Source organism: Actinomadura sp. B10D3 (genome assembly GCF_039871695.1).
Taxonomy (GTDB): Bacteria; Actinomycetota; Actinomycetes; order Streptosporangiales; family Streptosporangiaceae; genus Spirillospora; species Spirillospora madurae.
The window spans coordinates 1-13,109 of sequence record NZ_JBDPLY010000002.1; the positions used below are offsets into that span (position 1 = coordinate 1).

Below are 13,109 nucleotides of genomic sequence, written 5' to 3' on the forward strand. Positions count from 1 at the left end.
CACGTGTCACCGCTCCGGCAGCGGCGTTCTCAGGGGATGGGGGCATGCCGACACGCTCGCACACCCCATCCTGATCACTGACCGATACCCACCAGTCACCAACCGCGATCTAGTGATGTAGTACTAGCACCTCCCCCGCCCGGTAGGGGTCCAATAGTGATCGCGGAAAACCAACGGATATGAGGCTCGCATCAGCGCCAACAATCTGCTCCGCGGTGTACGCGGCATCGGCGAACGCGCCAACGCCCTGCTCATCATACGTTTCAAAGCCTTGCGGCACGTCAGCCTGGATCCCTACCGGATCGGCGCGATCACCCAGGCCGCCCTCGTCCTGCTCCACCACGAGAACGACCGCACCACCTGCCGATCACCCAGCGTCAACGATCCTTACCGAGAATGGTTCACTTGGGCGGAGGCCATGACCGTATGCAGCGTCCACTGTCTTCTGTTCCTTCACCCGACACCGGCTGGAACAGTGGGCTGATGAAAGATGTCCAAGACAAAAACATCTCTTAACGGACAGGAGCACGGATGGCCGCGTCATTGTCGGCTTTGGGACAACTCGCGCTGGATGCCGCGCAGGCGGGAAACCAGATCGTCCGAGCCGCGCAGCGCGAGCAGAGCTTCGAGGTGCGGGCCAAGTCGTCCCACCGAGATCTGGTCACCGACGTCGACCACGCCGCGGAGGCGGCCATCGCCCGCCATCTGCAGCAGCGGCGACCCGGTGACGCGATTCTGGGGGAAGAAACCGGCGAGCGACCCGGGACGACCAACGTCCAGTGGATCATCGATCCGATCGATGGGACGGCTAACTTCGCCCGCGGCCGCACGGACATCGCCGTGGCGGTCGCCGCGAAGATCGACGATGAAATCCGCGTGGGGGCGCTCGTCCGCCCGGGGCACGGCGACTGGCTCGCCACGGACGGCGAGGTGATACGGGGCAGCCGCGGCACCCCCTCGGTATCAGGAGTGGAGAACCTCCAGGACGCGCTCGTGTCGGTGAGCGTCTCGGTCAGCGCCGAGCGTCGCCCGGTGACCCTGGCAGTGCTCCAAGGGTTGCTTCCGGAGGTCCAGGACTTCCGCCGCATCGGTTCAACGTCGTGCGACATGTTCGCCGTGGCGACCGGTGAGCTGGACGCCTACGTGGGGATCGGCACCAAGCCGTGGGACATTGCGGCCGGGTGGGCTGTCACGCGCGCCGCTGGCGGTCGGTGCCTGCAGTTTCCAGTTGCTGGAGGCCACACAGCGTTCGTCCTCGGAACGCCAGAAATCGCCGATCAGATCGCGCCGCTGGTGGAGGACATGGCGTCGGCCCATACGGCGGCGTTGGGACGGACTTCGTCGACGACCTCCCGGCTGAACCAGTCTGTGGGGCAGGGAACTGACGCTGCGTCGCTCATGCGCCTGAGCCGTCCGAATGATCTAGGCCACGAGCGAGGGTGAGTCCAAGCCAAAATTATTCCGAATACGGGCAGTGCGGCGACCAGGTCGGCGTCGATCTCCAGCATGGCGGCCAGTTCTCTTGTCTAAACGGTCACTCTCGCCCCACCGTCCGGTGAAAGCCCGAGGCTAACGGAAGACTCCACGGCGGCCGCCCGCCAGGTCGTCCAAAGCGTCCCGGTGCTGCTGGTTGAACAGCCGCGGAGCCTGCTCCAACGGAAAGTACCGGAGGTCGAGGGTCTCTTCCCCATCCACGCGGAGGCCGCCGCCGACGGGCGTGCAGCGGAAGAAGACCGCCAGTGTCTGGGCCACATCGCCGTTGGGGTAGGTGTGCATGTACTTGGTGTACACCCCGAGCATCGTCTCGATCTTGACCCGTAGCCCGGTCTCTTCCCCAACTTCGCGGAGCACCGCCTCCTCGGCCGATTCGCCGAGCTCGATGGCCCCGCCGGGAAAGCCCCAGGCGTCATGGTCACCCCGACGTTGCAGCAGTACCGAGTCGTCGACACACACGCAACCAGCGGCGAAGTTCAGTTGGACGGGATCGTTTCCAACGCGAGACCGCAGCCAGGAGATGTAATCAGCCATGTCCATAGCCTGCCGGACAACCGTTCGCTACAGAAGCTGAACGGTCCGAGAGTAAGACCACACGCGAACCGGAACCTGACCATGATCCTCTAAGGTGATGAAGCGTCCCGGGGCTCGCGGTAGGCGCCCGATACCGGACGACACTCTGGAGGAAAACGGTGAGCGAGAACCGAGAAGTGCCACCCCACGAGGACCTCATCTCATACGACACCGCCCGTAACGTCCTCGTGCAATTGATAGGCCACGCGTCTAACCGGGTCACCGCCGTCAAGGGACAGCCGGAACCCGATAGGGAGTGTCTGAATCAATGGGAGGAGCGCCGAGAGGGTTGGACGGCGCGACTGCAGAACCTCGATCCGCGCGACATGGCCACAGTGCAGCCCGCGCTCCGAGAGGACGCCCGCTTCCTGCGCTCCCTGCTGAAGGGAGACGCTGGGTGACCACCGGCCCCAACGATCCTGACGTCTTCCTGCCCGAAGAGCAGGCCCAAGACATTTTCCGCAGCACCATCGTCCCGGCTCTGCTGGACCCCATGATCGCCAAGGCTCCGGCGGACGCCCTACGCTTGCGGCTGGTCCTCAGCGGTCCCGCAGGCGCCGGGAAGTCCGAGTTGGCGGCCCTGATTAACCCGGTGCACATCGATGTAGACCTGTTCAAGGGATTCCACCCGCGCTACATCGAGATGATGCGCGCGGACGAACAGGCCGCCGACGAGCTCCTGCTGCCCGACGCGCGGCGCTTCTTCGAGTGGGCCGTCGACCATCTCGTCGATGCCGGAGTCCCCGCCGTCATTGAGCACGGGCTGCGCGACCGCAATGTCTACGACTCGCTGATGAACCTTCTTACCGCCCCCGAAAAGCCGCAACTGCCGGTCGAGGTCGCGGTGATGGGAACACCGTACGCGTGGAGCCTTCTCGGAGATCTGGAGCGCTACCAGAAGAACTACGAGACGATCGGTTTCGGGCGCTTCGTTCCAGAAGCTCACCTGCGGGTGCGCTTGGAACATCTCTCGACGGTCGCTGACTGGGCGGACTCAGACCCTCGCGTGTCGTCCGTCTCAGTATACCGCCAGGGCAGCACGGAACCGGTGTTCCAGAAGGAACGGGGCACCCCACGCGGACTAAGAGCGGCGCTCGAAGCCGAACGGCAGCGTCCACGCGACTTCGACGAGAGCCGTGCCTTTCTGCGCCGGCACGGGAGCCTGGCGCCGCGAATGACACCCGAATGGCGCGACCTGGTCCACAGCACCATGTCCACGGCCGAGCCGCTGCTCGCCCCAGAGGCTCGGACGGGCCCCGTCCATGACAAGAACGCCGTGACTTTCGGCCGCTATCAGTTGGTGTCTATCGCGCACCTGGACACGGTGCGGGCCATTGCCATGGACTGGCCGAAAGTGACGGTCGGCGTGATCGACATCGACGCCCAGCCGTCCGAGGCGCTCGCAGTCCCGCCGCACTTGGAAGACTTCTACCGCGACTGCGATGCGAACACGGCTCCGCAGAAGAACCCCATGACTTTGGACGAGCGGATCAGCCTCTGGCAGACGGCATTGCATGCCGCCGGTCTCCAAGACCGCGTGACGGTCCAGGCCGTCCCACGTCCGGAACTTGACCCCAAAGGCTTTAATGCCGCCTTCCCCTCAGACGAGTACGATGTGGTGTTCCCCGCCCCCAGCGGCAAGGGCTTCGACGGGTCACGCAACGCTAACTTCGAAGAGATCCTCGACCGCGACGTCAAGGCGGTCGAGCCTCCGCTGGAGTACCACACGTCGACCATCCGGGAGTCATACCGCAGTGGCGGCCAGACCTGGCGCCGCGCCTTCGCTCCGGGAACACTCGATACCTTCATCGCCATGGACGGCCCCCGCCGACTGCTGGGAGCCGGTACCGCCCCCAGCCAGGAACAAAGCGCCGTCTCTCTGGTATCGATGATGAGACCAGGAACAACCTCATCCCGCCTAGAGGCCGCCAACAAGCCGGACAACACACTGGCTGGCCCGCCTCCGCCATCACAGAGCACCGACCCGAACCAACCCGAGCGCTGACACGGCGCCGGTTACATCTGGTGCGGTGACGGGCGGTGATTTGCGTCCGTCAGAAGCAGGAACGTTCGCTACCGGTTCGGGCGACACTGTGGCTGCGGCCGGGGCGGGAATGTCGATGAGATCCGGCAACGGTGCTGTCTACTGTTCCCAGGACCGGTCCCGGTGGGCCGTCGACCTTCCCCCGGGCGCACCAGACCGGGTTTCAGGGAGTGACTGTCTAATCACTTTTGGTGCTGCCTTAGGAAGCCGACCCGTGAAGGGATGTGAGGCGAAACTCCACACCCCGGTGGATTCGCGGCCCCCTCCCGAAGCCCCAGAGCCCGTTGCCGACAGATTCCGGTCGTCCCGGATCAGCGCTCTACAGTGCGCTCCTGCCGGGCCCGTGGCGGGCGCTGAGGTGACGGCCCCCGTTCGGACCGCCGACCGGGTTGATGGGGTTGCTGGCGCCGTGGGAGGCGGCCATCAGTTCCATGGCCTGCTGGGCTTGGCTGGTGAGGTCGTCGGGCTCGCCGACGATGACCGACGCTGGGCGGATCACTTGCCCGCCGACGGTGTATCGGGGCTTGAGCAGCATCGGAACGAGAAGTCACGCTAGGGCCGTCTCGTGCTTGCCAGCGCAAGCACCGGGCGGTCACCGGCTCGACATTGTGTCTGAACCCGACCACCGCCAGGCTCTCGCCCCGGGCTCCGAAACCGGGGCCCCGCCTGCGCGGGTTTCACAGATTCGCCCCCGACCGCGCGGCGCGCGCCTGACTTATCCCCGTTGCCCGGCCGCCGCGCGTCCGGAAACCGCTTGCTGCAGCACGCGGCAGCGCTGGAACGGGGAGTCACGGTAAGACCGACGTCGGCAGGGCGCTTAGCGTGACTTTTCGTTCCGATGCTGCTCAAACCCCGACTCCTGCCAGTGCCGCATCGCCCGGCGCCTGTACTGGTTCATCGTCGTCATGCGCGCTGTTCCCTTCTGATCGGCCGCCGGGTCCCGGATGACCGAAATAAGATCATCCGGCGAGGGAACGGGTCATCCCCGTTGGAGTCAGCGAGACAGCGGATCGTTCTCCTGCCGGGGCCCGCGCGTCTGGCTTGCCCCGACAGGGGCGTTTTGCGCCCCCTTTTGCGCCGTGTCGGCGACACGATCGGAGGGCTTGGCGGTGTAGGCCTGCGCCACCGTGGTCGCGGCCTTGGCAGCCTCGACAACAACCGGGTCGCCGTCCTGGCTCATCTGCTCATAGACCTCAGCAGCCGCGGTGTCCTGCTCGGTCGGCGCATGCCGGATGGCCGCAGCGTCCGGTCCAGGAACAGGGGCAGCCGACTCTGCGGAGGGTGCCCGGCCGGTGAGCAGGTCACGTACCTGGTCGCCCGTGGCGGCCTCGGGGAGTATCACCTCGAACTGGCGGTGCACCGCGCTGCGCAGGTGGGCTAGGGCCTGGTCGCGGCTACGTCCCGGCGCCCAACTGGCGACCTGATCCCACACGGCCGCGGCCTCCGATCTGGTGGCGGTCTGCCACCATTGCTCATCCAGCTCGTAGCGCAGCGCAGCCCAACGCACCACAACATCGCCGTCCTCGCCACGCAGGTCGGCCTCGACGGCCTGCAGCCGCGTCCCAAGGCGACCCAACTGCGCCCGGGTGTCCTCTGCTCGGTCGCGCGCCCACGACTGCCGCTCGCCCGGGTCGTCGGGGGCGTCAGCGAAGGCGGCGTCCTCACCGTTACTCAGGGCGGTCAGTCGACCCCGCAGCCGATGCCGTTCGGTCCGCAGGACAGCGGCCACCTCGGCCCCGCCCTCCGCGCTTTCCGCCGCACGGGCATCGGCCTCACGCGGCTGCGCCACGATCGTCGAGTAACGGTCGTGCATCTCCTGGGCGGCGACGCTGTCCAATGTGAGCAGCCTCCGCTCCGGGTCGATTCGGTCGCCGGCGAACATCTCGATGCCGCACCAGCCGTCGTGTTCGGCTTGGTAGGCGGTGAGGCGTTCCGCAGCGATCTGCCGGGCGACGTCGGTTCCGTCGTCGGCCGCCAGATGCACCACACCGGTCTCTGTGTGACCGTCCGGGCCGTGCAGGCGGTAGGTGATGGTGTCGAGTCGTTCCCGGGCGCCGGGATCGGTGGCCACGGTCGTGGCGTTGGAGGGTGAGGCCGAATCGGGTTGCGGGTCGGCCGCACCGCCGAGCAGCGCGGCCAGTTCGGCCCCGCGTACTTCCACCGGGTCGACGGTGATTCCGTACCGCTCGGCCAGCTCGGCACGCATGTGCTCGATGGTGGCCTTGGCGGCGGGGAACTCATCGGTGGCCCATGCTGCGGCCGCCTCCCACGCTCGGGCGATCCGCTCCGGGGCCGCCTTCTCCCAGAACTCTTCGTGCCAGACCCGCCGCCACACCAGCCGGTCGGCGTCATACAGCGCGTCCTCCTGCTGCTTAAGACGACGCTGTTCGGCTTCGCTTCGCGCAGCTGCGGCGCGGGCCTTCTCCGTGCGCTGGTGCGCGCGAGAGGTGACTTGTTCGGTCACCATCGAGATCAGCGTCTGAATCCTCTGCCCGGCCGAGGCTGCCACCTCATCAGTGCCCTGGGTGGAGGCGTAGTCCAGAATGCTCGGTTCGCTCATCTGCCTCTCGTTTCTTCGGCGGGGAGGGTTACCGTCCCAAGTCGCTTCCGGGACCTGGGCGGGTGGGCGGACGGCGCGGCTGCCCAGCCGGCGGAAGGCTCGGCCCGGCGACCGCAGTCGTCGCAGCGGCGGCCGCCGTTGTGGTCGCCATCGAGGCGAGGTCGCGGTCCTGGACACGGGCCAGGCCGGTGCGGACGGCCTCGGCCAGCACGGCGGCCTGGTGCGCCCGGCCACGGGCCTGGTGCATGACGCTGATCGCCTCCACAAGGCGGCTGATCTGACGTAGCAGCAGCTGGCCGGAGAGGCTGCCCGGCTCGCGAGAAGCGGCGGCTGCCACCATCGCCACACCGCGCAGATCCTTCACCCGGCCGACGCGTTGCGCGCGTGGCCGGCCAACGGGGGTTTGCGCCGAGCGGGCCAGCGCATCGGCAGCAAAGTCAGCGGTCCGGGCGCGTGGGTCTCCAGTCGGATCGACCACGCCGCGAGCACACCAGTATGCCTCCCGTGCCGCTCCGGCCCAGGTGGCGAAATCATCGGTGGCCGCGGCGGCGAGTTCGGCGCGGACCCTGTCGACCACGGCTGCGGCCTGAGCCCGACTGTCCCCGCGGTAGGTGTCACCGGACGTGCGTGCGACGCGCCAGCGACGCCACTCGGACAGCGCCTCCCGCGTCGCGGCAGGCGAGTTCGTCCAGTGCGCTCGCAGCCGCGGCAGGGTCAGGTCCCGTGCAAGTCGGCCACCACCAAACCAGACGGATGCCGCGCCGTCCCTGGCTGTGGGCCGCAGGGCGACTGAGTAGCCAACCACCTCGGTTCGCCCGCCGGACTCGAACCGGGGGCGTACCAGCGCCTCATGGCGGCGAAGTTGGCGAACGAAGTCGGCTTCGCCCTGGGCGGCCACCGCGCAGCCGCGCACGGTGCGCGCCAGCCGGAGGCGATCGGGTTCAGCCTTGTCCGGGTCACGAGCGGTGCGTTCAATCTCGGCACGGCTCAGGCCTGGCATCCCAGCGCCGGCGCGGCCCTGCACCACGCTCAGCCCGAACCGCTGTTCCAGCGTGGCGCACACCCGACTCATCTTCCTGCGTTCCCAGCCAGTCGAGGCGAACGTGCCGTCCTCGCGGACGAGATTCACCGCCAGGTGGATGTGCTGGTTCCCGCCTAGCGAGGGCCCGTGGTACACCGCCACCCAGCGGCATGGCGCTCGGCCAGTGTCGAACCCCATCTCCGCGACCGCTGTCCGGGCGGCCTCCGCCCACTGCGCGTCGGTCAGCACCTCGCCCGGCGGCAGCGAGATCGCGCAGTGCCAGACGTGCCCCCCGGGCATCTGCACACCCAGCACCCTGCGGTGCGCGTCCAGCAGTTCGCCCAACGCAAGGATCTCGGCGTAGTCCGCCGGGTCGCTGTAGTCCAGGGCCGTGCCGTCAGCGAGCCCGAGCGTCTCGGCCAGTGTCTCGGCCGCTGCGATGACCTTCTGATCTCGGTGCTCGTTGTGTCGGCCAGGCCCGAACAGGTACCGCGTCAGCCCCCCGGTGGTGTGGCCGCGCTGCGGCACGATGAAGTTGTTCACAGCTGCCCGCCCAGTTCTGGCGTCCGCGCCGGCGGCACCCTGGTCAGCTCCGCCACCGACGCGTCGAGACGGGCCGTGACCCGGGCGACCGCGTGCATCGTGGCGCGCAGCTCGGCGGGTACTTCTCCGGTCGCGTTCGCCGCGGCGGCGAGCTGGTTGACGTTGTTGCTCACCCGTGCCAGCAGGCGCCGTGTCGCCAGGAACTCGGCGACCATGGCGCGCCGCTCGCTGGCGGTCTGAGCTTCCCCGGCCAGAGCTGCCTCCACCAGCAGCCTCGGCACGCTCACTCCCGCGACTCTGGCCCGCGCGACGATCTGCACCTGTTCCTCGTCAGACAGGCGGACCAGGTGCTGATACGGGCGCCCGCCGGGCTGACGGCGTCGGCGCGCGGCAGGCCGACCGCCCGTCGCCTCCGCCGGCCCCTCCTCCGACACCCCCGCGACCACCCTTCCGCCCAGCGCAGCGACTCTACCTCGTGGGGACATCACCCGACACGCTAAGGAGGGTGATCACTGCGGCGCCAGCCGCAACAGCTCCGAGCCGCCTTCGCTGAAGGGGCTCCGTTGCTGGACGGGGTGCTGGCAGTCGGGGATCCGATCTCGGTGCTGCCGAGGTTCTTCCATCTGCTCTGGTCGAATGAGCTGATGATGGACCTGACCGTCCCGCTGCACATGTCGGCGATCGTGTCGCTCCCGGAGGCGATGTGACCGATAGGCGGGCGCCTCGGCCGGTGCTGAGACTGGGCGACTGGGTGCAATACGACGACAGCGAGTACCAGGTGGTGGCGCTGGATAGAACGTCGGTGCGGCTGAGGGCGGCGGGCGGGCGGAACTCGGTGGTGCTGCTGCCGTTCCTGCTGGGCTCGCCAGAGTTCGCGGTGGTCGATGGTGAGCCCTTCCCAGAGCTGGAGCCGCTGGGCCTGCTCAACAGCCTCCCTGCTGAGGTTCTGGCGCGGCCAAAGAGTGGGAGCGCCACATCGTGGAAGTCATCACGGGACTTCCCCCTGACGCTGAACCGGGTACGGCAAAGCGGTTGGAATGCGATCCGGAGCTTCATCCGCTGGGCGAGCGCGGCCAGGCCAAGGCATCCGAACTCGGGACCACATCGCGCACCATCCGCACCCGCCGGGCTCGCTATGCCGCGCAGGGATTGTGGGGGTCGGTGGATCAGCGGGCGGTGCGCGAGTGGCAGGCAACCGGACGGGTCGACGCGAGGGTCGTGAAGGCAGTCCAGGAGGCGCTGGATGCCGAGACGAACACCTCGACGGGGACGAGGTCGCGGTTGATCTGGAAGGTCACCAAGTCGCTTGAGGCCGAGCACGGGCCGGGGGTGCCGCTGCCGGCCGGTTGATCGACACGCTTTCGACGGGCCGTCACACGTTCGGGTCGGCCTCCACACGACGGCAGTTGGACAATCGGCCGGAGGGACCGTTCACGCCGACGCTGGCCGACCGGCCGGGCGAGCAGGTGCAGGTCGATTCCACGCCGCTGGATGTGATGGGTGCTGCTGGATTCCGGAGTGGCGGTCCGGGCGGAGCGTCTCCAGCCGTACGGCGACTCCGGGAGGAACGCCGTCGCGCCGCCGATCTCGGCGCCGCGATGCCCGGAACCCCGTTTGACGACTGGGTCGAACGATTCGGACCCGTCATCGACTGGCCCGAAAACCTGTCCACTGCTCCGCTTATCGTCGACATCCCGATCGGCAGCGACCCGCATAACGCCCTCGCGCTGGCAGCCGTGGCACGGACCGAGCCGAAGCTGGTGATCTGGCTCGATTACCAGCTCGGCGTAACGCTATGCGGCTCACGAGGCGCAATCTGCGCCGACTCATCGGGCACGAGACATCGGCAAGGCCTTTGACCTGGCGGGCTGCGTTCTTCGGTCGGCGCAGCATCTTCGCCAATGCGTTGTGGAACACCTTTCTCGGGACGGTGCGTCATGCAACGAACTCCCGCGCCGCCTGATTTCCGGAGGCTCAGGCGTTGCCGGTGCGGATGGCGTCGACCCAGGCGGCGGCCTTGGTGAAGTCGGTGTCGTGGGTGCCGCGGCGGATGTCCGGGCGGACCCGGTCGGCGCGGGCGTAGGAGCCGAGGAAGCGGACGTCGGAGCAGACCCGGCGCAGGCCCATCAGGGCCTCCCGGACGCGGGCGTCGGCGACGTGGCCCTCGAAGTCCATCCAGAACAGGTACGAGCCGAGGCCCGCGCCGGTGGGGCGGGACTGGATCAGCGTCAGGTTGATGCCGCGGACGGAGAACTCGGTGAGGATCTCCAGCAGCGCGCCCGGGTGGTCCTCGCCGAGGAACGCGACGACGGTCGTCTTGTCCATGCCGGTGGGCCGCGGCGGGGTGCAGGGGCGGTGCAGGACGACGAACCGAGTGACCGCGTCGGCGACGTCGTGGATGTCCTCGGCGAGGATCGACAGCCCGTAGCGGGAGGCGGCGAACGATCCGGCGAGGGCGGCGTCGTAGTGGCCGTCGGCGACGTGCTGGGCGGCCTCGGCGTTGGACGTCGCGGCGCGCCATTCGGCGTCCGGGACGTTCTCCAGCAGCCAGCGGCGGCACTGCGGCTGCGCGATCGGGTGGGACGCGACGGTCTTGATGTCGTCCAGCGCGGTGCCCGGGCGGACGAGCAGCGCGAACGAGACCGGCAGGTGGATCTCGCCGACGATCTGCAGGGCTTCGCCGGTGGCGAGCTCGTCGAGGGTGGTCGGGACCGAGCCCTCGACGGAGTTCTCCAGCGCGACGACCGCGGTGTCGGCCTCCCCGGCGCGGAGGGCTTCGAGGACGGCCGGGACGGTCGAGTACGGGACGTGCTCGGCGTCCGCGGCGTCCGGGAGGGTGAGGAGCGCGGCCTCGGTAAAAGTGCCCCGCGGACCCAGGTAGGCGTAGCGCGCTGTCCTGCCGTCTGCGGTCACGGGGTCCCCCGGGTGGTCTGTTTCTGGGTAGACGAGAGCGCCTTGAGGCAAGGCGAGATGGCCGAGTTTACTTCCCGGGAGGTAAAGCCCGTACTCGACCGCCCGTATCAAGGCACGGGTCAGGCGCGGGCGGTGGGGGCGCGGTCGCCGTTGCCGAAGTCGGGGAGCGGGTCGTCCATGGAGACGACCGGGCCCTTGCCGAGCCGGGCCGCGCGCAGGACCTGGTTCTCCTCGGGGGAGAGGGTCTCGACGGCGTGCCCCGCCTGGACGGCCTTGGCGTAGGTGCGCGTCTCGGTCCGCCCGTTGATGGAGCTGACGATGACGCCGTCACCGACCGCGTTGATCAGGGCGAGCGAGAACGAGCGGTGCCCCGACATCTCCTTGAGGGCGTCGTAGTGGACGATGGCGAGATCGCGCAGCGCGCGCTCGTCGACCGACCCGCTCGCCACCTGGAGCTGGCGCCTCAGCATTTCCCCGCACTCGTCGACGACCTGGTTGACCCGGTTGTGCGCGACAACTGCGATGGACAGCCCCGCGACCCCGGCGACCAGGCCCGCGACGGCCACCGCGACAAGCATCACGAGCCGAGCGTACCCATCCCGACCTGCTGTTGCGAAGGATCCTCGGGCCGGATGACCGGATCGAGCCGTTTCACGAGCCAGGTGCCGAGCGCCAGGATGGACACGAGTGCGGCGATGCCGAACGTGTCGCGCAGGACGGAGCCCGCGAAGACCGAGACCACGGAGTGGTCCGGGCCGATCAGCGAGCGCGCCCACCAGGGGATCGGGAACAGGAAGAGGAACCAGAGCCCGCCCGCGAACAGACATCTTCGCGTGTCCCGCCCATCACCGGCCAGAGCGCCGACCACCGCGATCATCCAGACAAGGTGGTGAATCCACCCCACAGGGGACAGGACGACGGACAGCAGCCCGACGATCGCGACCCCGGCGAGCAGCAGGCCGGCGGAGTCCGTCCCGGTCGCGGCATCGGCGGCGAAGGTCGCGCGGCGCGCCCACGCGAAACCGAAGTAGGCGACGACCAGGGCGAACGACAGCCACACGAACGTCCGGGCCGGCCCCTCGTCCAGGATCCGGGCGACGATCCCGTGGATCGCCTGGTTGGTGGTGCCGTCGACCGCGCCCGTCCGGTCGCCGCCCTGCAGCAGCGCGCCGAACCAGTAGCCGGACGAGTCGGACGGCAGCAGCGCGAACCCGGCGAGCGTGGCGGCGGCCGCCGTGAGCACCGCGTTGCCCAGCGCCTCCCGCCGGCCGGTGATGAGGAAGTAGATCAGGAAGACGCCCGGCACCAGCTTGATCGCCACCGCGAGCCCGACCAGCGCCCCGCGCGGCCAGCGGGGCGTGCGGGCGCAGCAGTCGGCCAGGCACAGGGCGAGCAGGAACAGCCCGACCTGCCCGAACCGGACCTGGTCGCGGACGGGGTCGAGCCACGCCATCGCCGCGAAGAGCACGCCGGCGGTGAGCGGCGCCCAGCGTCCCGTCCGGCGGATGAGGTCGCGGAAGGCGTACCAGACGCTGATCGCGAGGGCCGCGTAGATCATCCCCGTCCACGCCCACTGCGCGGTACGCCAGGGCAGCAGGGTGAACGGGACGGCCAGGGCGGCGGCGATCGGCGGGTAGGTGAACGGAAGCAGCTGCGGGGGCTGCGTCAGGAAGTCGTACAGCGGCGCGCCGCGCAGGACCGCCCGGCCGCCCTCCCGGTAGACCTCCAGGTCGACGAGCCGCTGGTCGGGCGGGTTGCCGAGCCAGCGCACCACGATCGGCGTGACGGCGGCCACGGCCACCGCCACGCCGGCCAGGACGATGACCAGATCGAGGGGGCCGCGCCGGGGGCCGGCGGGGGCGGCCTCGCCGCGGGCTTCGCCGGCGTCGCGCGCCATGAGACCGTCCACGCACGCAGGATATGACCACTACCCGATGGTGGGGCTCTTGTAACCTGAACGC

At 68.9% G+C, this 13,109-nt stretch carries 14 protein-coding genes and 1 pseudogene; 7 read left to right on the top strand and 8 right to left on the bottom strand.

The genetic code is table 11. The features are described 5' to 3' along the window. Positions 1-232: 232 nt before the first annotated feature. Positions 233-340, top strand: a pseudogene (locus ABGB11_RS03115) (IS5/IS1182 family transposase); the annotation flags it as partial. A gap of 191 nt (positions 341-531) precedes the next feature. Next, positions 532-1,443: an inositol monophosphatase family protein gene (locus tag ABGB11_RS03120; RefSeq protein WP_347628567.1), complete on the top strand. Its 912-nt coding sequence runs from the start codon at positions 532-534 to the stop codon at positions 1,441-1,443. Between the two features lie 126 nt (positions 1,444-1,569). Here the strand turns inward: ABGB11_RS03120 and ABGB11_RS03125 are convergent, their stop codons facing one another. After that, positions 1,570-2,028, bottom strand: a complete 459-nt coding sequence (locus ABGB11_RS03125) for an NUDIX domain-containing protein (RefSeq protein WP_347628568.1) — start codon at positions 2,026-2,028, stop codon at positions 1,570-1,572. Positions 2,029-2,186: 158 nt separating this feature from the next. Here ABGB11_RS03125 and ABGB11_RS03130 point away from each other — a divergent pair, with 158 nt between their 5' ends. Together ABGB11_RS03130 and ABGB11_RS03135 are read left to right on the top strand one after the other, a co-directional pair. After that, on the top strand, positions 2,187-2,468 hold the full coding sequence (locus tag ABGB11_RS03130) for a hypothetical protein (protein WP_347628570.1): 282 nt from the start codon (positions 2,187-2,189) through the stop codon (positions 2,466-2,468). Then, positions 2,465-4,072, top strand: coding sequence for a zeta toxin family protein (locus ABGB11_RS03135; protein WP_347628572.1), 1,608 nt, complete (start codon positions 2,465-2,467; stop codon positions 4,070-4,072). Before ABGB11_RS03130 ends, ABGB11_RS03135 begins: the two co-directional genes overlap by 4 nt. Before the next feature lie 358 nt (positions 4,073-4,430). On the opposite strand, the gene ABGB11_RS03140 is transcribed toward ABGB11_RS03135, so the two are convergent. The 4 genes from ABGB11_RS03140 to ABGB11_RS03155 form a co-directional block, all read right to left on the bottom strand. Further along, complete coding sequence (locus tag ABGB11_RS03140) at positions 4,431-4,646, bottom strand: hypothetical protein (RefSeq protein WP_347628574.1); 216 nt, start codon at positions 4,644-4,646, stop codon at positions 4,431-4,433. Positions 4,647-5,105: 459 nt separating this feature from the next. After that, positions 5,106-6,671, bottom strand: coding sequence for a hypothetical protein (locus ABGB11_RS03145; protein WP_347628576.1), 1,566 nt, complete (start codon positions 6,669-6,671; stop codon positions 5,106-5,108). Between the two features lie 28 nt (positions 6,672-6,699). Then, positions 6,700-8,235, bottom strand: a complete 1,536-nt coding sequence (locus ABGB11_RS03150) for a relaxase/mobilization nuclease domain-containing protein (protein ID WP_347628578.1) — start codon at positions 8,233-8,235, stop codon at positions 6,700-6,702. Beyond that, complete coding sequence (locus tag ABGB11_RS03155; protein WP_347628580.1) at positions 8,232-8,522, bottom strand: MobC family plasmid mobilization relaxosome protein; 291 nt, start codon at positions 8,520-8,522, stop codon at positions 8,232-8,234. The genes ABGB11_RS03150 and ABGB11_RS03155 overlap by 4 nt, the downstream gene beginning before the upstream one ends. Before the next feature lie 276 nt (positions 8,523-8,798). On the opposite strand from ABGB11_RS03155, the gene ABGB11_RS03160 reads away from it, so the two are divergent. From ABGB11_RS03160 to ABGB11_RS03170, 3 genes are all read left to right on the top strand, one after another. Further along, positions 8,799-8,942 (top strand): hypothetical protein, encoded by a 144-nt coding sequence (locus ABGB11_RS03160; protein ID WP_347628582.1) that lies wholly within the window; start codon positions 8,799-8,801, stop codon positions 8,940-8,942. Between the two features lie 271 nt (positions 8,943-9,213). Then, positions 9,214-9,585, top strand: a complete 372-nt coding sequence (locus ABGB11_RS03165) for a hypothetical protein (protein ID WP_347628584.1) — start codon at positions 9,214-9,216, stop codon at positions 9,583-9,585. Then, positions 9,582-10,094 carry a hypothetical protein gene (locus ABGB11_RS03170; RefSeq protein WP_347628586.1) on the top strand — a complete coding sequence of 171 codons (513 nt, stop codon included), beginning with the start codon at positions 9,582-9,584 and terminating at the stop codon, positions 10,092-10,094. The genes ABGB11_RS03165 and ABGB11_RS03170 overlap by 4 nt, the downstream gene beginning before the upstream one ends. Positions 10,095-10,209: 115 nt before the next feature. Here ABGB11_RS03170 and pheA read toward each other — a convergent pair whose 3' ends face one another. The 3 genes from pheA to ABGB11_RS03185 all read right to left on the bottom strand — a co-directional run bounded on the left by pheA (position 10,210) and on the right by ABGB11_RS03185 (position 13,057). Continuing rightward, positions 10,210-11,148 (bottom strand): prephenate dehydratase, encoded by a 939-nt coding sequence (gene pheA / locus ABGB11_RS03175; RefSeq protein WP_347628588.1) that lies wholly within the window; start codon positions 11,146-11,148, stop codon positions 10,210-10,212. Between the two features lie 119 nt (positions 11,149-11,267). Then, positions 11,268-11,726: a DUF4446 family protein gene (locus ABGB11_RS03180; RefSeq protein WP_347629636.1), complete on the bottom strand. Its 459-nt coding sequence runs from the start codon at positions 11,724-11,726 to the stop codon at positions 11,268-11,270. Beyond that, positions 11,726-13,057: a glycosyltransferase 87 family protein gene (locus ABGB11_RS03185; protein WP_347628590.1), complete on the bottom strand. Its 1,332-nt coding sequence runs from the start codon at positions 13,055-13,057 to the stop codon at positions 11,726-11,728. The genes ABGB11_RS03180 and ABGB11_RS03185 overlap by 1 nt, the downstream gene beginning before the upstream one ends. Positions 13,058-13,109 lie beyond the last annotated feature (52 nt).

What these genes read in the sequence shown, in the direction of transcription:
- ABGB11_RS03120 (WP_347628567.1), top strand. Translation starts at nt 532, where the DNA reads ATGGCCGCGTCATTGTCGGCTTTGGGACAACTCGCGCTGGATGCCGCG.
- ABGB11_RS03125 (WP_347628568.1), bottom strand. Translation starts at nt 2,028, where the DNA reads ATGGCTGATTACATCTCCTGGCTGCGGTCTCGCGTTGGAAACGATCCC.
- ABGB11_RS03140 (WP_347628574.1), bottom strand. Translation starts at nt 4,646, where the DNA reads ATGCTGCTCAAGCCCCGATACACCGTCGGCGGGCAAGTGATCCGCCCA.
- ABGB11_RS03145 (WP_347628576.1), bottom strand. Translation starts at nt 6,671, where the DNA reads ATGAGCGAACCGAGCATTCTGGACTACGCCTCCACCCAGGGCACTGAT.
- ABGB11_RS03180 (WP_347629636.1), bottom strand. Translation starts at nt 11,726, where the DNA reads ATGCTTGTCGCGGTGGCCGTCGCGGGCCTGGTCGCCGGGGTCGCGGGG.